Annotated in this window: 18 protein-coding genes; 10 read left to right on the top strand and 8 right to left on the bottom strand. The window is 68.6% G+C overall.

The genetic code is table 11. The features are described 5' to 3' along the window. Positions 1–145 precede the first annotated feature (145 nt). The 3 genes from SPR02S_RS41825 to SPR02S_RS41815 are packed head-to-tail and all read left to right on the top strand — an operon-like array spanning position 146 to position 3,463. Positions 146–1,690 (top strand): circularly permuted type 2 ATP-grasp protein, encoded by a 1,545-nt coding sequence (locus SPR02S_RS41825; protein ID WP_026151349.1) that lies wholly within the window; start codon positions 146–148, stop codon positions 1,688–1,690. After that, on the top strand, positions 1,687–2,619 hold the full coding sequence (locus SPR02S_RS41820; protein ID WP_019063003.1) for an alpha-E domain-containing protein: 933 nt from the start codon (positions 1,687–1,689) through the stop codon (positions 2,617–2,619). Before SPR02S_RS41825 ends, SPR02S_RS41820 begins: the two co-directional genes overlap by 4 nt. 1 nt (position 2,620) lies before the next feature. Next, on the top strand, positions 2,621–3,463 hold the full coding sequence (locus tag SPR02S_RS41815) for a transglutaminase family protein (protein WP_019063002.1): 843 nt from the start codon (positions 2,621–2,623) through the stop codon (positions 3,461–3,463). 12 nt (positions 3,464–3,475) lie between these two features. Here the strand turns inward: SPR02S_RS41815 and SPR02S_RS41810 are convergent, their stop codons facing one another. Together SPR02S_RS41810 and SPR02S_RS41805 are read right to left on the bottom strand one after the other, a co-directional pair. Then, positions 3,476–4,063 carry a Uma2 family endonuclease gene (locus SPR02S_RS41810; RefSeq protein WP_019063001.1) on the bottom strand — a complete coding sequence of 196 codons (588 nt, stop codon included), beginning with the start codon at positions 4,061–4,063 and terminating at the stop codon, positions 3,476–3,478. Beyond that, positions 4,060–4,536, bottom strand: coding sequence for an ATP-binding protein (locus tag SPR02S_RS41805; protein ID WP_019063000.1), 477 nt, complete (start codon positions 4,534–4,536; stop codon positions 4,060–4,062). Before SPR02S_RS41805 ends, SPR02S_RS41810 begins: the two co-directional genes overlap by 4 nt. A gap of 228 nt (positions 4,537–4,764) precedes the next feature. On the opposite strand from SPR02S_RS41805, the gene SPR02S_RS41800 reads away from it, so the two are divergent. The 3 genes from SPR02S_RS41800 (at position 4,765) to SPR02S_RS41790 (ending at position 6,088) form a co-directional block, all read left to right on the top strand. Beyond that, positions 4,765–5,646 (top strand): helix-turn-helix domain-containing protein, encoded by an 882-nt coding sequence (locus SPR02S_RS41800; protein ID WP_019062999.1) that lies wholly within the window; start codon positions 4,765–4,767, stop codon positions 5,644–5,646. Between the two features lie 9 nt (positions 5,647–5,655). After that, positions 5,656–5,838 carry a DUF397 domain-containing protein gene (locus tag SPR02S_RS41795; protein ID WP_019062998.1) on the top strand — a complete coding sequence of 61 codons (183 nt, stop codon included), beginning with the start codon at positions 5,656–5,658 and terminating at the stop codon, positions 5,836–5,838. 67 nt (positions 5,839–5,905) lie between these two features. Continuing rightward, positions 5,906–6,088, top strand: a complete 183-nt coding sequence (locus SPR02S_RS41790; protein ID WP_019062997.1) for a DUF397 domain-containing protein — start codon at positions 5,906–5,908, stop codon at positions 6,086–6,088. A gap of 90 nt (positions 6,089–6,178) precedes the next feature. On the opposite strand, the gene SPR02S_RS41785 is transcribed toward SPR02S_RS41790, so the two are convergent. Continuing rightward, positions 6,179–7,285 carry a sugar ABC transporter substrate-binding protein gene (locus tag SPR02S_RS41785; protein ID WP_019062996.1) on the bottom strand — a complete coding sequence of 369 codons (1,107 nt, stop codon included), beginning with the start codon at positions 7,283–7,285 and terminating at the stop codon, positions 6,179–6,181. A gap of 293 nt (positions 7,286–7,578) precedes the next feature. Between SPR02S_RS41785 and SPR02S_RS41780 the strand changes: the two genes are divergently transcribed. After that, the gene (locus tag SPR02S_RS41780) at positions 7,579–9,987 is read left to right on the top strand and encodes a fibronectin type III domain-containing protein (RefSeq protein ID WP_019062995.1); all 2,409 of its coding nucleotides are present in this window, start codon (positions 7,579–7,581) and stop codon (positions 9,985–9,987) included. A gap of 72 nt (positions 9,988–10,059) precedes the next feature. Here SPR02S_RS41780 and SPR02S_RS41775 read toward each other — a convergent pair whose 3' ends face one another. The 5 genes from SPR02S_RS41775 to SPR02S_RS41755 form a co-directional block, all read right to left on the bottom strand. Continuing rightward, on the bottom strand, positions 10,060–10,512 hold the full coding sequence (locus SPR02S_RS41775) for a heat shock protein transcriptional repressor HspR (protein WP_019062994.1): 453 nt from the start codon (positions 10,510–10,512) through the stop codon (positions 10,060–10,062). A gap of 5 nt (positions 10,513–10,517) precedes the next feature. After that, positions 10,518–11,708: a molecular chaperone DnaJ gene (dnaJ, locus tag SPR02S_RS41770; protein WP_019062993.1), complete on the bottom strand. Its 1,191-nt coding sequence runs from the start codon at positions 11,706–11,708 to the stop codon at positions 10,518–10,520. Between the two features lie 51 nt (positions 11,709–11,759). After that, positions 11,760–12,422 (bottom strand): nucleotide exchange factor GrpE, encoded by a 663-nt coding sequence (gene grpE, locus SPR02S_RS41765; RefSeq protein ID WP_019062992.1) that lies wholly within the window; start codon positions 12,420–12,422, stop codon positions 11,760–11,762. Then, the gene (dnaK, locus tag SPR02S_RS41760) at positions 12,419–14,263 is read right to left on the bottom strand and encodes a molecular chaperone DnaK (RefSeq protein ID WP_019062991.1); all 1,845 of its coding nucleotides are present in this window, start codon (positions 14,261–14,263) and stop codon (positions 12,419–12,421) included. The genes grpE and dnaK overlap by 4 nt, the downstream gene beginning before the upstream one ends. A 96-nt stretch (positions 14,264–14,359) precedes the next feature. Beyond that, positions 14,360–15,382 carry an MraY family glycosyltransferase gene (locus SPR02S_RS41755; RefSeq protein ID WP_019062990.1) on the bottom strand — a complete coding sequence of 341 codons (1,023 nt, stop codon included), beginning with the start codon at positions 15,380–15,382 and terminating at the stop codon, positions 14,360–14,362. 240 nt (positions 15,383–15,622) lie between these two features. Between SPR02S_RS41755 and SPR02S_RS41750 the strand changes: the two genes are divergently transcribed. The 3 genes from SPR02S_RS41750 to SPR02S_RS41740 all read left to right on the top strand — a co-directional run bounded on the left by SPR02S_RS41750 (position 15,623) and on the right by SPR02S_RS41740 (position 20,256). After that, positions 15,623–17,914 carry a (Fe-S)-binding protein gene (locus tag SPR02S_RS41750; RefSeq protein WP_019062989.1) on the top strand — a complete coding sequence of 764 codons (2,292 nt, stop codon included), beginning with the start codon at positions 15,623–15,625 and terminating at the stop codon, positions 17,912–17,914. A 199-nt stretch (positions 17,915–18,113) separates the two neighbouring features. After that, entirely contained in the window at positions 18,114–18,494 is a 381-nt protein-coding gene (locus SPR02S_RS41745; RefSeq protein ID WP_019062988.1) for a hypothetical protein, read from the top strand. A 265-nt stretch (positions 18,495–18,759) separates the two neighbouring features. Beyond that, positions 18,760–20,256: an FG-GAP and VCBS repeat-containing protein gene (locus SPR02S_RS41740; protein WP_019062987.1), complete on the top strand. Its 1,497-nt coding sequence runs from the start codon at positions 18,760–18,762 to the stop codon at positions 20,254–20,256. Positions 20,257–20,318 lie beyond the last annotated feature (62 nt).

The following is a 20,318-nucleotide window of genomic DNA, read 5'->3' as shown; positions in this document are numbered from 1 at the left end:
TCTCCCGGCCTCCACACCTCGCCTTGCAACAAGCTGGGGGGTGACCGGCCAGTAGCACCGAGTCCCTCGTCGCATCACTTTCCGCGTGAGCTGCCGGAAATCACTCAGAGATCACCGTGTTACGTATCGCACTTAACGTCCCCTCATGGCGGACATATTTGACGCATACGCATTGGCCGATGCGTGGGACGAGATGTTTGTGCGGCCGGGTGAGGTCAGAACCGCCTACGAGCCGGTACTGGCGGCACTCCAGCCCATCGAGCCGAGTGAACTGCGCTTCCGCGCGGACCAGATGGCCCGCGCGTTCACCGACCGCGGCGTGACCTACGCCTTCGCGGGCGAGGAACGGCCCTGGCCACTGGACCTGGTGCCGAGAATCATCGACGCGCTGGAGTGGGATCTCATCCAGCGCGGGGTGGCACAGCGCGTACGGGCCCTGGAGGCCTATCTCTCCGACGCGTACTCGCACTGCCGTGCCTTCGAGGACGGGGTCGTGCCCTGGCGGCTGCTCCTCAACTCGGCTCATTTCCATCGGGCCGCGCAGGGGGTCGAGCCACCGGGCGGGGTCCGCATCCACGTCGCCGGCATCGACCTCGTACGCGACGAGGCGGGCGACTTCCGGGTGCTTGAGGACAACGTGCGGGTCCCCAGCGGGGTTTCCTACGTCATCGAGAACCGCAGAGCCATGACCCGGATCTTCCCCTCGCTCTTCGCCGAGCAGCACGTGGTCCCCGTCGACGGGTACGCGCAGAAGCTGCTCGCCTCGCTGCGGGCCGCCGCGCCCCCCGGGACGCAGGACCCCCGGGTCGTGGTCCTCACCCCGGGCCCGGGGAACGCCGCCTACTTCGAACACGCCCTGCTCGCACGGCTGATGGGCGTGCAGTTGGTGGTGGGACACGACCTCACCTGCCGCAACAACCGGGTGTGGATGCGGACCACGCGCGGCGAGGTGCCCGTCCATGTCGTATACCGGCGGCTCGACGACGACTTCCTCGACCCGCTGCACTTCCGCCCCGACTCGGTGATCGGCTGCCCGGGCATCATGAACGCCGCCCAGGCCGGGAACGTCACCCTCGCGAACGCGGTCGGCAACGGGATCGCCGACGACAAGCTCCTCTACACCTACGTCCCCGACCTCATCCGCTACTACCTCTCAGAGGAACCGATTCTCCCCAACGTGGAGTCGTACCGCCCCGACGAGCCCGGCCAGTTGGAGGCGGTCCTCGACCAGATCGACCAGCTGGTCGTGAAGCCGGTCGACGGCGCGGGCGGCATGGGCATCGTCATCGGACCCAAGGCGGACGCGAAGACGCTCGAACGCACTCGCAAAGCCGTCGCCGCCGACCCGCGCGGCTGGATCGCCCAGCGCCCCGTCGCCCTGTCCACCTCCCCCACCCTCGCGGGCGAACGCATGGCACCGCGCCACATCGACCTGCGCCCGTTCGCCGTGAACGACGGCACCGACGTGTGGGTGCTGCCCGGCGGCCTCACCCGCGTCGCCCTCCAGGAGGGCAACCTGATCGTCAACTCCAGCCAGGGCGGCGGCTCCAAGGACACCTGGGTGCTCGCGGAGGGCCCCGCCGAACAGCCCGAGCAGATGACCCTGGACGGCGAACTGCCCGAGGTGGCACCCCGCCAACTCGGCCCCGACGGCAACCTCTTGGTCGTACAGGAAGGGGCGCAGCAGTGAACGACGTGATCCTCTCCCGGATAGCCGAGGCCCTGACGTGGACGGGCCGTTATGTCGAGCGCGCGGACAACACCGGGCGCATCCTCGACGCCTATCTGCACCGCCTGTTGGAGGACCCCTGGCGCGACGAGGACGTGGCCTGCCGGTCGCTCTACGCGATCCTCGGGGTCGATGCGGGCGGTCAACGCGTGGACATGCAGCAGGTGTTGGACCAGCTCGCCTTCGACGCCCGGTCCACCTGTTCCATCGAGGGCGCGCTCGGCGCCGCCCGCCTCAACGCCCGCAGCGCCCGCGAGGCCGTCTCCTCGGAGATGTGGGAGTGCCTCAACTCCACCTGGCACGCCCTGGCCGACCAACGCCTCGCGGCCCGCCGTACGGGCCCCTACGCCTACCTCGAACTCGTGCGCAGACGCGCCGCGTTGTTCTTCGGCCTCGCGGACTCCACGATGAGCCGTGATGACAGCTGGCGTTTCGTCGTCCTCGGCCGCAGCCTTGAACGGGTGGACATGACCGTACGGCTGCTGTCGGTACGGGTGTTGGACGCGGCGCACGCACCCGACTGGCCGACGCTGCTCAGCGCTTCGGGCGCCGACGAGGCGTACGCGCGTGTGTACGGCGGTTTCGGCGACACCCCGCGCGTGGCCGAATTCCTGCTGCTGGACCGGGACTTCCCGCGCTCGGCGCTGCACGCGCTGACGACGGCCGAGGAGTGCCTGACCGCTCTCGGCCGCCAGCGCCAGGACCCCGCCCGCCGCCCCATCGGCCGACTCCGCACCCGTCTCGAATACCTGGACTCGCACGCCTTGGAAGAGCAACTGCCCGCCCTCCTCAAGGACTTGCAGCACGCCTGCATGGACTCTGCGGAAGCGGTAGCGGAGTTGTTCTTCCCGTACCAGGGGCCCGTCGAGTGGGCCCAGGAAGGAGCCTGAGATGACCCGTAGGCTTCGCATCCGCCACACCACCCGCGTGTCGTACGCCCAGGCGGCCGTCTCCTCCCACAACGAGGTGCGGATGACCCCGCTCACGCTCCCCGGCCAGACGACACTGGACGCGCGGGTGACCGTGAACCCCACGACCCCCACCTGGTCGTACTGGGACTACTGGGGCACCCAGGTCACCGGCTTCGACCTGATGGACCCGCACGCAGACCTCACGATCACGGCGTCGAGCCTGGTCGAGACGTCCCCGCCGGACCTCCTCGGCCCCTCCCCCACCTGGCAGGAGATCACCGAACGCACCACGAACTCCCGCCTGTTGGAGTTCATCGGCCCCACGGTCCGTACGACGGTCCCGCCCAAGCTGCTGAAGAAGGCACGCAAGGCGGCGGTCGGCCTCGACCCGCACGAGACGGCGATCGCGGTCTCGGCACTGGTCGCCGACCGGGTGTCGTACCTCCCGGGCGTCACCGGCGTGAACACGTCCGCCGCCGAGGCCTGGGAACAGGGCGCCGGTGTCTGCCAGGACATCGCCCACGTCACCATCGCCCTGCTGCGCGGCCTGGGCCTGCCCACGCGCTACGTCTCCGGCTACCTCCACCCCGAGAGCGAGGCGGAACTGCACCGCCCGGTGGCCGGCCAGAGCCACGCGTGGGTCGAGTACTGGGCGGGCGACTGGTGCGGCTACGACCCGACGAACCGGACCCGGCCCGACGAGTCCCATGTGGTGGTGGGGCGGGGGCGCGACTACGACGACGTGACGCCCCACAAGGGGATCTACCGGGGGGTGGCGGGCGGGCCGCCGGAGGTGACGGTGGAGTTCACGCGGGTGGCGTGAACTTCTTGTTGTTCAGCCCCGCTTCGGGCCCGTGATCGCTTCCCCGATCACGAAACCCTTGGCGGGGCCGTCCGGGATCTCGACCTCCGTGCCGTAGGGGACGCGGTGGATGTCCTCCCAGTCGGCCTTGTCGGGGCGGGGGCCGGTGAAGAGGGTTACGGCGCCCTGGCCGTCGTAGTCGTCGATGAGGACGTACATGGGGATGCCGGCGCGGGCGTACTCGCGGCGCTTGCGGATGCGGTCGCGGTCCTGGTTGGTCTTGCCGGGGGAGACGACCTCGGCGACCACTTGAACCGCAGAAGCCTTGATGCCGAGGTCCTCCTCCACATCGGCCGGTTCCACGTCCCGACGAGCCACGAACCCGTCCGGAATCCACGCCCTGTGTGCGTGGATCACGTGCATGCTGTTCCAGGCTCCGCGCTCGCTGTCACGGAGAAAGACCTCCAGGGCGCTACGCAGGCGGTTGGCAACCCGGGCATGCGCAAGGCGGCCGGTGGGCGACACCTCGATGACTCCCTCGATGATCTCAGCGCGGTAGCCCTCGGGGAGTTCCATGGCCTTCCATGCCTGCCATACGACCTTGTCCAGTTCGGGGTTCATTGCGGCAGACCTCCTCGTGTGTGGGCTTGGCGTCGGATCGATCCTCTGCTCCCACCCAGCTCGAACCACACCCCCTTCGCGAACCGCCCCGCCCTCTCGTCCGCGACGCCCCACCTGTCCGCCATCTCCGCGACGAGCGCGAGGCCCCTCCCCCAGCAGGCGATCGCCCCGGCCGCGGGGTGTGTGACGACAGGTGGGTCCGGACTTTCGTCGAAGACGCTGACCCGGAAGCGGGCCGGGGTGAGGCGGATGCGGAGCATGGCGATGCCCTTCGTGTGCAGGTGGACGTTGGTGACGAGTTCCGAGGTGCAGAGGGCCGCCGGCATGACGAGGGGTTCGCGGTCGTGGGTGAAGAGGACGGCGCGTACGAAGTCACGGCAGACGCGGGGTGCGGTGGCGTCGGCGGGGGCGAACAGGCTGTAGTCGTGGGTCAGTTGAGCGGGGCGGTGCGGGGCTCGGCGGGCTGGGTCCATGGGGAGCGGCTCCTGTCTGTGAGGGGTCCGAGCCCGGCGATGGCGTCGCCCGCGGGGCGCGGGTGCTCTGTCGGCTTACGGGCAGGGGGAGTTGATCGGTTTCAGTGCGTGACTGAATCCACACTCACCGTAGATGGATGGGGATATACATATCAACCTGTTCGCTGGATTCGTTGAACCAACCACCCCACGCCGTGCAGACTCGGGGGAAGTCGTCGAGGAGTAACCGTGGGACTACGCACCACCATCAGCGAACGCCAGCACCGGCTGGGCTTCGAACTCAAACAACTGCGCGAACAAGCGGGGTTGAACGCAGCTGAAGCAGCCCAGCGGATCGGCATGAGTCGCGCCCAGCTCAGCCACATCGAGCTGGGCCGCACATCGATCCTGACCGAGCGACTCTTAGAGCTGTGCCGCACGTACGGTTGCACAAACAAGCCCTACATTGACGCACTGGTGTCCATGTCCGAGGCAACCGGCAAGGGATGGTGGAGCACGTACAAGAAGCACCTGGGCCCCGGCGGCCTCAACCTCGCCGAACTGGAAGCCCAGGCCGTGGCCCTACGGGTGCACGAATCCCTGTTCGTCCCCGGGATCTTCCAGACCGCGGACTACGCACGGGCCATCTTCAACAGCCCCGAGCTGGGCTTCGGGAACATCGACGAAGCCGTGAAGTTCCGCATGGAACGGCAGCGCATCTTGACCGACAGGAACCCGCCCGCCATTCATGCCGTGATCCACGAAGCGGCGCTGCACATGAGGTTCGGCAGCATCCATGTCGTACGCGAACAGCTGGTGCGGCTCATCGAGTTGGCCCGCTTCCCGCACGTGACCATCCAGATCTATCCGTTCAGCGCGCAGGCGTACGCAGCACTCAGCGGGAACTTCGTCCATGCCGTCCCCCGCACGTCGCAGCTCGGCACCGTGGTCCTCGACCGCGCGACGGGCACCGACTACTTGCGCGAGCCGGCCCAACTGGACGAGTACAGCTCGCTGTTCGCCCGGCTCGCCGCCAACGCCCTTGATCCTGTCGACGTATCGTTGGCCCCCGAAGCACACTCGGTGAAGGACTCCCTGTCCCTCATCCAGCACTTGCTCTACACGCTCTAGGAGGCCCGCATGTCCGAACCGCAGTGGCAGAAGTCCTCGTTCAGCGGAGCCCCCGACCAGAACTGCCTCTACGTCGCCCCCGCCCCCGACAAAACGATCCGCCTCCGCGAGAGCGACACCCCGGACGTCATCCTCGCCACCGCCCCCAAGGGCCTCGCCGCCCTGCTGCGGCACCTCAAGTCCCCCGGCTGAGATCACTCGGTGAAGCACTCGCTGTCCCTCATCCAGCACGTGCTCTACACCCTCTGGGGAGGCCCCGATGACTGAACTCGCCTGGCAGAAGTCGACCTTCAGCGGCGGCCCCGAGGGCAACTGCCTCTACGTCGCCCCCGCCCCCGACAAAACGATCCGCCTCCGCGAAAGCGACACCCCCGACGTCACCCTCACCACCACCCCCAAGGGACTCACCGCCCTCCTGAGACACCTCAAGTCCCCCGGCTGAGATCCGGCAAGGTACCCGCGGCCGGAGTCGCGTACGTGGGCAGCGGCGACGGCACGGACGCCGTCGTCGTAACGTCCGGCCGGAGCCGGTCTACTTCAGGTCGATGGCCGAGCACGCGGACTTGTAGGCGGACGTGCAGATGGCGGAGATCTTGTAGATGCCGTCCGCGACCACCGTCGACTTGATGTTGTCCTGGGTCAGCGCGACCACGGACACCAGCTGCGAGGGGATCTTCTTGTTCGTGGGGCTGTCGACCGTGTCACGGGTCAGGGCGTCGAACTCGATGTCCCTGCCCTGGACCTTGGCGACCGCGATCTTCGCGGCGGCCTCGGCGAGGTCGGGGTACGGCTTGTAGACGCTCATGTACTGCTCACCGGTGACGATCCGCTGCACGGCGGTGAGTTCGGCGTCCTGGCCGGTGACGGGCGGGATCTTCGTCAGGCCCGCGTTCTTCAGGGCCTTGATGATGCCGCCGGCCATCGCGTCGTTCGCGGAGTACACCGCGGCGATGTTGTTCTTGCCGAGCTTGTCGATCGCCTCGGTCATCTCCTTCTGGGCGATGACCGGGTCCCAGGCCTTGGTGTTGTAGCTCTTGGCGATCGTCACCTTGCCCTGCAGCTCGGACAGCGCCCCGCCCTTGAACACCGCGGCGTTGGGGTCGGTCGGCGAGCCGTTGATCATGACGATCTTGTCGGAGGTGTCCACGTTGCTGCCCAGCGCCTCGACCAGGGAGCGGCCCTGCACCTCGCCGACCAGTTCGCCGTCGAAGGAGACGTACGCGTCGATCGGGCCCTCGGCCAGCCGGTCGTAGGCGATGACCGGGATGCCGGCGGTCTTGGCCTTCTTCACCATGGTTCGGATGAGGTGCGAGTCGACGGCGTCGAGCACGATGATGTCGACCTTCTCGTCGATCATCTGCTGCATCTGCTTGTCCTGCGTGGCCGCGACGCCGCCGGCGTTCGCGTACTCGGCCTTGCCCTTGTTCGCGGTGAGTTCCTGGATCTTCGCCTTCATGATCGGGTAGTCGAACTCCGCGTACCGCGTGTTCGTCTTCTCCGGCATGAGCACACCCACCGTGATGTCGTTGCCCTTCGCCGGAGTCGCGTCCGTGCTGCTCCCCGACGAGTTGAGCACGCCACAGGCGGCCAGGGGGAGGGCCAGCGAGGACGCGGCCACGGATATGGCGATACGACGCATTGGGAGCTCACTTCTGGTGCCGTGCGGACGTGGGCGCAGCATTGCAACCCAGGTGACTGAAAAGCCAACGCGGCTGCGACCACCGGCGTCAAGCGGAACCGCTTAACGAGATGGCAACAGCATGTTCCGTTTGATGTGTGGAGGTACTGCGAATCCTATCCAAACGCTCTTTACGCCCCCTCCACTCAACGGGAGTTCAGGAACGGGCAAAGATCAGCACAACCAACCCAGTTCCTCACGAGTCGTGATCGTCGACGGCCGTTCGCTGCCGTACCGATCCGACAGAGGACCGAATGAACCCAGCCAGACACGCGACGGCCGCCGCCCTCGCCCTCGCCGTCGCGGGCGGCCTGCTCGCCGGCGCGACCACGCCCGCCTCCGCGGCGGCGAGTTGCGCCTCCCCCGTCTACAAGCGCCAGCTCTTCGCGAACACCACGTTCAAGGGCACCCCGAAGAAGACGGACTGCGACACCGCGATCGACCAGAACTGGAGCGGCGCTCCCGCCTCCGGCCTCCCGAAGGACAACTTCGGCGTCCGCTGGAGCGTGACGCGGGACTTCGGCTCGGGCGGCCCGTTCTCCTTCGCCGCCTCGGCGACCGACGGCATCCGCGTCTACCTGGACAACAGCCGCAAGATCAACCTGTGGTCCGACACGACCGGTTCGCGCACCAAGACCGTCAACGTGACGATCCCCAAGGGCAACCACACGCTGCGGATCGACTACGTCAACTGGACGGGCACCGCGAAGGTCAAGTTCACGTACCCGCCCCGGCCTTCGGCCACCGTCGACAAGGTCAGGCCGCTTGCCCCGACGGGCACGTCGGTGACGTACGCCTCCGCGACCGGCAAGGCGAAGCTCACCTGGTCGAAGAACAAGGAGCTGGACCTCGCCGGCTACCGGGTCTACCGGCGCCTCAAGGGCACCTCGTTCGGCACCAAGCCGCTCGCGACGACCGCCTCCACGTCGTACACGGACACCCCGCCCGCGACCGGCGGCACGTACTACTACGAGGTCCGCGCCCACGACAAGGCGGGCAACCAGTCGGCGGGCGGCGCGGACAAGCCCGTCACCACCCCCGACAGGACCCCGCCCGCCGCGCCGTTCGTGGAATTGGACGGCTGCGCGGACCTCTCGCCCTACGCGGCCCCGGAGCTCGTCACCACGGCGGAGAACAAGGCCGACATCGCCTGGTACGAGATGCAGCGCCTCGACACCGCGACGGGCAAGTGGATCACCGTCTACACCGGCACCAAGGGCTCGGTCTGCGACACCACCTACCCCTCCGACGGCAGCGCCGTCACCTACCGGGGCCGGGCCCGGGACGCCGCCGGCAACTGGTCCGCGTACTCCGCCGCCACCAGGTTCACCACCACCGACCTGATCCCGCCGGCCCCGGTCACCGGTGCCCGGGTCGAGTACCGGTCGGGTGTTCCGCACCTGGTGTGGTCCCCCGTCGACAAGGCCGCCGGCTACCAGGTCCTCCAGCTCGACCCGGCGACCGGCGGCTGGCTCGACGCGCTGCCCGGCAAGGGCACCACCAAGGAGACCGACGTCGTACCGCGCCAGCTGGCCGCGGTCGCCGACACCTACCGGTACGCGGTGCGTTCGGTGGACGCCACGGGCAACGCCGCCGCCCCGGCGGAGATCCAGCTGACGATGGCGGACCGGGCGGAGGCGATCCCGGCGTACGAGACCACCGCGACGCGGTTCGACGAGGGGGTGATGATCTCGTGGGAGAGCGTCGACCCGTGGATCTTCGACGGCGGCCCGTACCCCTCGTACCGGATCGTCCGCACCGACCCGGCGACGGGCGAGAGCACCGGCGTCGACCTGTGCAAGTCGACGACGCTGTTCAATGACACCCCGGAGCCGCCGTCGGTGTCCTGGTGGTGGACCACCGGTGAGGACGTCCCCGCGTACGCGGGCAACAAGCTGCTCCGCGGCTCCTGTTGGGACCTCTCGGGCGCGTCCGAGACGACGTACGAGTACCGGGTCGTGACCGTCGACCCGTACGGGCACACCTCGCAGCCCGGCCCGGCCGCCACGGAGACCACACCGGACACCCAGCGCCCGGCCCCGGTCGGGAACCTGACCGCGCAACAGGTCCCGCTCGGTGTCCGCCTGAGCTGGACCCCGCCCGCCGACGACGACGTCACCGGCTACGCGGTCTGGCAGAGCGCGACCGACCCGGAGACCGGCGAGAGGGTCTGGCAGCGGAACTGCTGGGGCGGGGACTCCCTGGCCGCGACCGAGATCCTCTGCCCGACCGTCCCCGACGGCGCGACCCACGTCTACCGCGTCGCCGCCCTGGACGGCTCCCCCCTCTACGACGAGGCCGACGGCCCGGAGGCCTACCACCCCGCCGACCTCTCCGTCACCCTGCCGGACACCCGCCCGCCGGGCTGGACCGGCACCAAGGTCGTCCAGGACCGCTACCCGGAGCTCTACGTCCGCTGCGGCGTCACCATCTACGACCTGCCGTGCGGTGACTTCACGGACTACCGCTGGGAGAAGTGGGACGCGGCGACCGGAGCCTGGACCACGTTCGCCACCGGCAAGGTCGACAACCCGCAGTTCCACCTCGACACCACGGTCCACGAGGACCGGCTCGCGCTGTACTACTACCGGGCGGTCTACACCGACCCGGCGGGCCACGAGGAGGTCCGGGAGCAGAAGGCGTACGGCATCTGGGGCGACTGACCCGGACCGCACGTGACACGGAGAAGGGGCCCGGAGGATCCTCCGGGCCCCTTCTCCGTGCGAGCGTGGACGTCAGTCCGAGGACTGCTGCCGCTTCGGCCGCCACACCACCAGCGCGCTGGTCTGCTGGACCTCCTGGTACGGCACCAGGTCGCGCCGGTACGACGCGTGCACCGCGGCCTCGCGCTGCTGCATCGTCGCCGCCGCGCCCTCGACCGCCGCCTGGAGTTCGGCGACGCGCTGCTGGAGCGCGACCACCTGGTTCTCCAGCTCGATGATGCGCTTGATGCCGGCCAGGTTGATGCCCTCGGTCTGCGACAACTGCTGGACGGTGCGCAGCAGTTCGATGTCGCGGGCCGAGTAGCGCCGACCGCGTCCGGCCGTGCGGTCCGGGGAGACCAGGCCGAGGCGGTCGTACTGGCGCAGCGTCTGCGGGTGCAGGCCGGAGAGCTGGGCCGCCACCGAGATGACGTAGACCGGGGTCTCCTCGGTCAGCTCGTACGGGTTGCGTCGACGGCCGTCCATCACTCTCATGCTCCCTTCGCGGCCTGGAACAGCTCCGCCCGCGGGTCCTCGCCCGCGGTCGCCTCTCGGTACGCCTCCAGTGCGTCACGAGCATTCCCCGTGACGTCCTTCGGGACACTCACCTCGACGGTGACGAGGAGATCGCCCCGGGTGCCGTCCTTGCGGAAGGCGCCCTTGCCGCGGGCCCGCATCGTCCGGCCGTTCGGCGTGCCCGGGGGCAGCTTCAGCGTCACCGGGGGCCCGCCCAGGGTGGGCACCCTGACCTCGCCGCCGAGGGCCGCCTCGGTGAAGGTCACCGGGACCGTCACCGTGAGGTTGTCCTCCTTGCGGCCGAACACGGGGTGCGCGTCGACGTGCACCATGACGTACAAGTCGCCGCCGGGACCGCCCCGTTCACCCGGTGCGCCCTTGCCGCGCAGCCGGATGCGCTGGCCGTCCGTGACCCCCGCGGGGATCCGGACCTGCATGGTCCGGGACGACTTGGCTCGTCCGCTGCCCTTGCACTCGATGCACGGGTGCTCGGCGATCAGGCCCCGGCCCTTGCAGTCCGGGCAAGGGTCCGTGAGCGAGAAACCGCCGCCGGAGCCGCGCGCGACCTGGCCGGTGCCGACGCAGGTCGGGCACACGCGCGGTGTGCCGTTCTTGTCGCCGGTGCCCGAACAGGCCTTGCAGGGCTGCTGGGAGGACATGCGCAGCGGGACCGTGGCCCCTTCGATGGCCTCGGTGAAGCTGAGCGTGACCTCGGACTCGATGTCCTGGCCGCGCCGGGGCTGCGTACGGGTCGTGCCCGTGCCGCCGCGGTTGAACAGGCCGCCGAAGACGTCACCGATCCCGCCGCCGAAGCCGCCGGCTCCCCCGGCGCCACCGCCGCCCTGGGCGCCGCCTCCGAAGAGGTCACCCAGGTCGAAGTTGAAGTTGCCGCCGCCCGCGCCGCCCGGCCCCGGGCGGTAGCCGCCGTTGCCGAAGAGGGAGCGGGCCTCGTCGTACTCCTTGCGCTTCTTGGGGTCACCGAGGATGTCGTTGGCCTCGGAGATCTCCTTGAAGCGCTCCTCGGCCTTGGCGTTGCCCTTGTTGGCGTCCGGGTGGAACTCGCGGGCGAGCTTCCGGTACGCCTTCTTGATCTCGGCCTCGGTGGCGTCCTTGGGGACGCCGAGGACCTTGTAGTAGTCCTTCTCGATGAAGTCCTTGGTGCTCATCCTCGACGTCCCTCCTTCGGTCCGCTCGATGCGTCGGCTGCGTCAGCTACGTCAGCCCTCTTCAGGGCCGTTGTCCTTCTCGTCGCCGGCCTCGGACTCGTCCTCCGCCTTGCCGGTCCCCGTGGCGCCGGGCTGCGGCTCGGCGACGGCCACCCGCGCGGGGCGGATGGTGCGCTCACCGATGCGATACCCGGGCTGAAGGATCGCCACGCAGGTCGTCTCTGTCACGTCCGGCGCGTACGAGTGCATGAGGGCCTCGTGGATCGTCGGGTCGAAGGGCTCGCCCTCCTTGCCGAACTGCTGCAGTCCCATCTTCGCCGCGGCGGTCTCCAGCGACTCCGCCACCGACTTGAAACCGCCGACGAGTTCACCGTGTTCCCGCGCGCGGTTGATGTTGTCGAGCGTGGGCATCAGCTCGGTCAGCAGGTTCGCCACGGCGACCTCCTTGACCGCGATCCGGTCGCGCTCGACCCGGCGGCGGTAGTTCTGGAACTCGGCCTGGAGCCGCTGGAGGTCCGCGGTGCGCTCTTCGAGCGCCTTGCGCACCTGGTCCAGCTGGGCCGTCAGACCGGCGATCTGTGCACTTGCGTCCCCTGCCGGGGCCGCCCCCTCCCCACTGCTGGAGGGGGAGGCGGCCTGCGGCTCGGCGTCGTCGGGGGTGGCGCCGGAAGGGACGTCGGGCTTCTCGTCGAAGCCCGGAGTCTCCTCCGTCACGCGGCACCGTCCTTGCGCTCGTCGTCCACGATCTCGGCGTCCACCACGTCGTCGTCCGCCTTGGGCGCCTCGGCACCCGGCGCGTCGCCGCCCGCGGCCTGGGTGGCCTGGGCGTCGGCGTACATGGCCTGGCCGACCTTCTGCGAGACGGCGGAGACCTTCTCGGTGGCCGTACGGATCTCGGCGGTGTCCTCGCCCTTCAGCGCGGCCTTCAGCTCCTCGACGGCGGCCTCGACCTCGGTCTTGACGTCGGCGGGGACCTTGTCCTCGTTGTCCTTGAGGAACTTCTCCGTCTGGTAGACGAGCTGCTCGCCCTGGTTGCGGGACTCGGCGGCCTCGCGGCGACGGTGGTCCTCGTCCGCGTACTGCTCGGCCTCCTGGCGCATGCGGTCGACCTCGTCCTTCGGCAGCGAGGAGCCGCCGGTGACGGTCATCTTCTGCTCCTTGCCGGTGCCGAGGTCCTTGGCCGTGACATGCATGATGCCGTTGGCGTCGATGTCGAAGGAGACCTCGATCTGCGGGACACCACGCGGGGCCGGCGGCAGACCGGTCAGCTCGAACATCCCGAGCTTCTTGTTGTACGCCGCGATCTCGCGCTCGCCCTGGTAGACCTGGATCTGCACGGAGGGCTGGTTGTCCTCGGCCGTGGTGAAGATCTCGGACCGCTTGGTCGGGATCGTGGTGTTGCGCTCGATGAGCTTGGTCATGATCCCTCCCTTGGTCTCGATACCGAGGGACAGCGGGGTCACGTCGAGGAGCAGGACGTCCTTGACCTCACCCTTGAGGACACCGGCCTGGAGGGACGCGCCGATGGCGACGACCTCGTCCGGGTTGACGCCCTTGTTGGCGTCCTGGCCGGCGGTCAGCTCCTTGACGATCTCGGCGACGGCGGGCATCCGGGTGGAGCCACCGACGAGGACGACGTGGTCGATCTCGTTGATGGAGATGCCGGCGTCCTTGATGACGTTGTGGAACGGCGTCTTGCAGCGCTCCAGCAGGTCGGCCGTCAGCTGCTGGAACTGAGCCCGGGTGAGCTTCTCGTCCAGGTGCAGCGGGCCCTCGGCGGACGCCGTGATGTAGGGCAGGTTGATCGAGGTCTCGGTGGAGCTGGACAGCTCGATCTTGGCCTTCTCGGCAGCCTCACGCAGACGCTGCAGGGCCATCTTGTCCTTGCCCAGGTCCACGCCGTGGCCGGACGCGAACTGCTTCACCAGGTAGTCGACGACCCGCTGGTCCCAGTCGTCACCACCGAGGTGGTTGTCGCCGTTCGTGGCCTTCACCTCGACGACGCCGTCGCCGATCTCCAGGAGGGACACGTCGAAGGTGCCGCCACCGAGGTCGAAGACGAGGATCGTCTGGTCGTCCTTGTCGAGGCCGTACGCCAGCGCCGCGGCGGTCGGCTCGTTCACGATGCGCAGGACGTTCAGGCCCGCGATCTCGCCGGCCTCCTTCGTCGCCTGACGCTCGGAGTCGTTGAAGTACGCCGGGACGGTGATGACCGCGTCGGCCACCTTCTCGCCCAGGTACGCCTCGGCGTCGCGCTTCAGCTTCTGCAGGATGAAGGCGCTCATCTGCTGCGGGTTGAAGCTCTTGCCGTCCAGCTCGATCTTCCAGTCCGTGCCCATGTGGCGCTTCACGGAACGGATGGTCCGGTCAACGTTCGTGACCGCCTGGCGCTTGGCCACCTCTCCGACGAGCACCTCGCCGTTCTTGGCGAAGGCGACGACGGACGGCGTGGTCCTGGCGCCCTCTGCGTTGGTGATGACGGTGGGCTCGCCGCCTTCAAGAACGCTGACGACGGAGTTAGTCGTGCCCAGGTCGATGCCGACCGCACGTGCCATGGTTGATTCCTCCAGCAATGACTTGAGTGGAACGGACTCAAGTGTGCACGACACTCACCGCTGGGTCAACAGAGCTGAGTCGACCAGGCTCAACTCTTATCCGTTCCTTACACGCAACTGCGCCCTGACCTGCGTGGATGCAGGACGCCGCACCCCGTAGACGGTGACTTTAAGCAGTCCGAATACGACGACCAGGGCCCCGCCCGCGACCCACGCGACGCCGGATTCACTCGCCCACCCGTTGTGCACGAGCACCCCGACAAGCACCGAGGAGAACCCTCCGATCCCCACCAGCACCACCGCCCCCTGCGGAGTGAGCCCCAACTTCCGCAGCCGGTGGGCGAGATGGTCGGGCCCGCCCCGCAGCAACGCCCGCCCGGCGAGCCGTCGCGACAGCAACACCAGCACGGCATCCGCACTCGCGACCGCGGTGAGCGCGAACAACACCCCCGCACTGGACCCGAACCCGCGCCCGGCCTGCGTGATGACGGCGGCCGAGGCGAGCACGAACCCCGTGAACAGCGACCCGCACGCGCCGAGCGCGATCCGCGCGGGATGCCAGTTGTGCATCAGGAACCCGGTGAGCGCGGCGGCCAGCACACTGAGCAACACCGCGAGCCCGTCCATCACTTCCATCGCGGCACAGGCCCCGACTCCGAAGGCGGTGACCACCCCCAGTGTCCCGGCGAGCCCGTCGGCGTGATCGAGCCCCTTGAAGGCACCGGCGACGAACACGATCCAGGCCACCGCCAGCAGCCCCCCGGGCACCCCGATCTCGCCGTACGGCACGACACAGGCCGCCGCCACGGCCGTACCGAGAACAAGGAAGCGCGTCTTCAGCCGCCACACATCGGCGACGAGCCCGAGCGCGGCGACGCCGGACCCGGCGCCGAGCAACCCGCCGACCCCGTCGCCGAGCGGCGCGACCCCGGTCCAGTGACACGCCCAGGTCACCGACACGACGGCGAGCACGACAGCCAACCCCCCGAGCAGCGGTACCGGACGCGTCCGCCGTCTGCGGTCGACGATTCCCGCCCGCAGTGCGGGTACCCGGAGCAGTGCGGCGAGGACGGCGGCGAGGAGCAGGGCGGTCGTGGCGGCGAGAATCCCGTAGAGCACGGATCTAAATTAGACGCAAATGTACCAATTCAGTACGAATAACACGATCAGACCGTAACAAGCTTGGGAACGATCCCGGAGCAGGCCTTTTTAGGCAACCCTCAGCGACACAGATCACCGCACGGCTGGCTACAGTGCGACGCAGGATAGGGGTAGTCTCGGTCGAACCGATTAAGTTACCGCTTAGTAATGTGCTGAGTGGTGATGCCATGACCCCTCGCAGGCCCGAGGAGCCCTGAAATGCAACTCGCCGCGATCATCGTGTCGCTGGTACTGATCGTGGTCGGTGTGGCGCTGTTCGCCCGCGCCGTCCTGCAGATCTACACCTTCATGCGACTCGGCCAGAACGTGCCAGCGGGCACCCGCACCGACGAGCCCGTGCAGCGCACCGTCACCGTGGCCAAGGAGTTCCTCGGCCACACCCGGATGAACCGCTGGGGTGTCGTCGGCGTCGCGCACTGGTTCGTGGCGGTGGGCTTCTTCTCGCTGCTGCTGACGATCGTCAACGCCATCGGCCAGCTCTTCCAGGCCGACTGGCTGCTGCCGGTCATCGGTGAGTGGCCGCCGTACAACGTCTTCGTCGAGTTCATCGGCACGATGACGGTCATCGGCATCCTCGTGCTGATCGCGATCCGCCAGCTGAACAAGCCGAACAAGCCGGGCCGCAAGTCCCGCTTCGCCGGCTCGAACTTCGGCCAGGCGTACTTCGTCGAGGCCGTCATCCTCATCGTCGGCGTCTGCATCTTCATGCTGCACGCGCTGGAAGGCGCCCAGCACCACGTCGACGCGTACGAGGCCTCGTTCTTCATCTCGTACCCCGTGGTGTCGGCGCTGGAGCACCTGGACGTCTCCACGCTCCAGAACCTCACGTACCTCTTCGCCGGGGTGAAGATCGCGACCTCCTTCATCTGGATGATCACGGTCGCCCTGAAGACGGACATGGGCGTCGCCTGGCACCGCTTCCTGGCCTTCCCGAACATCTGGTTCAAGCGGAACGCGACGGGTGAGACCTCGCTCGGCGCCCTGCTCCCGATGACGTCCGGCGGCAAGCCGATCGACTTCACCGACCCGGGCGACGACGACGTGTTCGGCGTATCGCAGGTCGAGCAGTTCTCCTGGAAGGGCCTGCTGGACTTCTCCACGTGCACCGAGTGCGGCCGCTGCCAGTCGCAGTGCCCCGCCTGGAACACGGGCAAGCCGCTCTCCCCCAAGCTCCTGATCATGTCCCTCCGCGACCACGCGCACGCCAAGGCCCCGTACCTGCTGGCGGGCGGCGGCAAGTCGATGGAGGGCGAGGAGAAGGCGACGGAGGAGCAGCTGAAGGACGTCCCCGCGGCGGCTCTCGCGGAGGCGGAACGCCCGCTGATCGGCACCTTCGAAGAGAACGGCGTCATCGACCCGGACGTCCTGTGGTCCTGCACCACCTGCGGCGCCTGCGTCGAGCAGTGCCCGGTGGACATCGAGCACGTCGACCACATCGTCGACATGCGCCGCTACCAGGTGATGATCGAGAGCGCGTTCCCGTCCGAGGCCGGGACGATGCTCAAGAACCTGGAGAAGAAGGGCAACCCCTGGGGCCTGGCGAAGAAGCAGCGCCTGGAGTGGCTCAAGGAGGTCGAGTTCGAGGTCCCGGTCGTCGGCCAGGACATCGAGGACCTCACCGAGGTCGAGTACCTGTACTGGGTCGGCTGCGCAGGCGCCCTGGAGGACCGCGCCAAGAAGACCACGAAGGCCTTCGCGGAACTCCTCCACATCGCGGGCGTCAAGTTCGCGATCATGGGCGGCGACGAGAAGTGCACGGGCGACTCGGCACGGCGGCTCGGCAACGAGCCCCTGTTCCAGGAGCTCGGCATGGAGAACGTCATGGCCCTGAACATGGCGTTCGGCGAGGAACTGGACGACGACGGCAAGGTCGTGGCGGAGTCCGCGAAGCCGAAGTCGGCGAAGAAGATCGTCGCAACGTGCCCGCACTGCCTGAACACCATCGGCAACGAGTACCCGCAGCTCGGCGGCGACTACGAGGTCATCCACCACACCCAGCTGCTCCAACACCTCGTGGACGAGGGCAAGTTGGTCCCGGTAACCCCGGTCGAGGGCATCATCACCTACCACGACCCCTGCTACCTGGGCCGCCACAACAAGATCTACACGCCCCCGCGCGAGATCATCGCCAGCGTCCCGGGCCTGCGCAACGAGGAGATGCACCGCCACAAGGAACGCGGCTTCTGCTGCGGAGCCGGCGGCGCGCGCATGTGGATGGAAGAGCGCATCGGCAAGCGCATCAACAACGAGCGCGTCGACGAGGCCCTCTCCCTGAACCCGGACATCGTGTCCACGGCCTGCCCCTTCTGCCTCGTCATGCTCACCGACTCGGTCAACGGCAAGAAGAACGACGGCAAGGCCAAGGAATCGATCCAGGTGGTCGACGTGGCCCAGCTCCTCCTCGACTCGGTCAGGAAGCCCTCCGAGGACGAGCCCCCGGCGGGCGAGTCGGAGTCGGAGAACGCCCCGGAGCCGGAGCCGGTCAAGTAACAACCGGCCAGTCCGCTACGACGTTGCCCCGCGCCCTTGCTGAAAGGGCGCGGGGCAACGTCGTATCCGCACCGGATTCGAGGCCGGGGGTGTAGCGGGCTACACCCCCGATCCGGGAGAACGGTCCCTCGTGACGGCGAGCGCGCGACGGGATCGTAGAGGACAGAGATCACGCCCCCTCTCCCCCTTAGGAAATCCCGTGAAGTCGCTGCTCGTCACCGTGAAGTCATACGTCGCCAACCTGCTGCTGTGGTCGTTCTTCGCCGCCGGCCTCGCCGCGAGCACGGCCTCCGGGGCGGTGCTGGACGGTACGGCGAAGACCGCGGCCACCTACACCGGTATCGCCGTCTCGCTGCTGGCCGGTTCACGCATCGCGAAGAAGCCGAAGATCAAGGCGTTCCTGTCGAAGCCGTCGACCCTGTGGTTCCTGTTCCTCTTCAACGGCGGTGTGGCCGCGCTGTGTTACTTCTCGATGGACGGCATCAAGGGCATCGCGACGGCTGCCGGCATGGGCCTGGTCTCCCTGGGCGCGGCGGGGGGCCTGCTCGCGAGCCGCCGTGGGGAAGCGAACGCAGCCTGATACGTGGACGTTGGGCCACTCCCCAACGTACGCAAGTGACAGCTCGGGGCGGCGAGTCAAGGCAGCGGCGGTTGTCAGCGCCGCACCCGACCCGACAACCCCGCCCGCCTCCGAAGTCACGTACAACCATTGCGCACCATCACAGGTCTCCTGATCGCCAACCACCCGTGAAGCCAGGGACAACTCCCGGCGAACACGGACGGTCCGCACCCCATCGACGCGGATGCCAGCCACGCATCCCCCGCATGCCGCAGGAGAACCCCGCATGCACCAGAAGCACCACCCGCACCTGCGCCTCGCCCTCGCGACGGCCGCCGCTGCCGCGCTGACGGGCGGTCTGCTCACGCTCTCGGCGACGACGGCCACCGCCGCCGACTCGTTCAAGGTCGCCAAGGCCGACTTCAACGGCGACGGAATCGGCGACGTCGTGGCCTCGGCCCCCGGCGCCTCCGTCAGCGGCCACGCGAACGCCGGCCAGATCGTCGCGTTGTACGGCAGCGCCTCCGGCGTGACCTCGGCCAAGCGCTCCGTCATCAGCCAGAACTCCGGCACCGTGCCCGGCACGGCCGAGGCCGGCGACTACTTCGGCCTCGCGACGGCGTACGCCGACTTCAACGGCGACGGTTACGACGACCTCGCCGTGGGCTCGCCGTACGAGAAGGTCGGCACCGACACCGACGGCGGCGCCCTCGCGATCCTGTGGGGCTCCAAGAGCGGCCTCACCGGCAAGAGCAGCGACGTACTGGACCCGGCCGTGTCCGGGCACGACAACTGGGGCCAGACCCTGGCCGCCGGCGACTTCGACGGCGACGGCAAGGCCGACCTGGCGGTGGGCAGTTCGGCCGCCACCCTCTACGTCTACAAGGGCGGCTTCAGCAGCTCCACCGGCAAGCCCGGCGGCCGTTACACGATCAAGCCCCCGATCCAGGCCGGCTCGACCGGCTTCCCGTACGGCCCGCGGCACCTCACGGCCGGTGACGTCAACGGCGACGGCCGCACCGACCTCGTGGTCGACGGCTACGAGACGCAGACGTCCAGCGGCTGGAACACCAACTACTACGTGCCCGGCGCCGCGAGCGGTCTGAGCATCGCGGGCGTGCAGACCCTCAAGCCCGGCATCGTCACCGGCATCGGCGACATCAACGGCGACGGTTACGGCGACATCGTCAGCGGCGCGGGCTGGGACGCCACGACGAGCGACGGTACGACCGTCCCGGACTCGGCGAACGGGGGCAAGGTGAACATCACCTACGGCTCCGCGTCCGGCCCCGCCTCGACCACCGGCATCACCCAGAACTCCGGGAACATACCCGGCAGTTCGGAGAAGGGCGACGCCTTCGGCTGGGACCTGGACCTGGGCGACGTCAACGGCGACGGCTACCAGGACGTCGTCGCCTCCGCCCCGAACGAGGACCTCGGCGCCAACACCAACGCCGGCATGGTCACGGTCGTCTACGGCTCGGCGAGCGGCGTGAACACCACGACCGGCGTCCAGTCCTTCGCCCAGAGCACGGCCGGCGTCCCCGGCGACGACGAGAAGAGCGACCTGTTCGGCGCCGACGTCAAGCTCGACGACGTCAACGGCGACGGCAAGGCGGACCTGCTCGTCGGCTCGTACGAGAACGGCGGCGACGGCGCGGTGACCTACCTCCCGTCCAACGGCACGAAGATCACCACCACCGGCTCCCGCTGGATCTCCGCGAGCGCCGCGGGCGTATCGACGTCCGGCACCCCGCAGTTCGGCTGCTTGTTCGCCGACTAGTCCCCAACTCTCTTTCAGCGCCGGGTCCGTGACATTCCGTCAGGGGCCCGGCGCTCTCCCGT

It is taken from the genome of Streptomyces prunicolor NBRC 13075 (assembly GCF_000367365.1).
Taxonomy (GTDB): Bacteria; Actinomycetota; Actinomycetes; order Streptomycetales; family Streptomycetaceae; genus Streptomyces; species Streptomyces prunicolor.
Note: the sequence above shows the minus strand (reverse complement) of the source record. Positions and strands in the feature narration are given on the sequence as shown.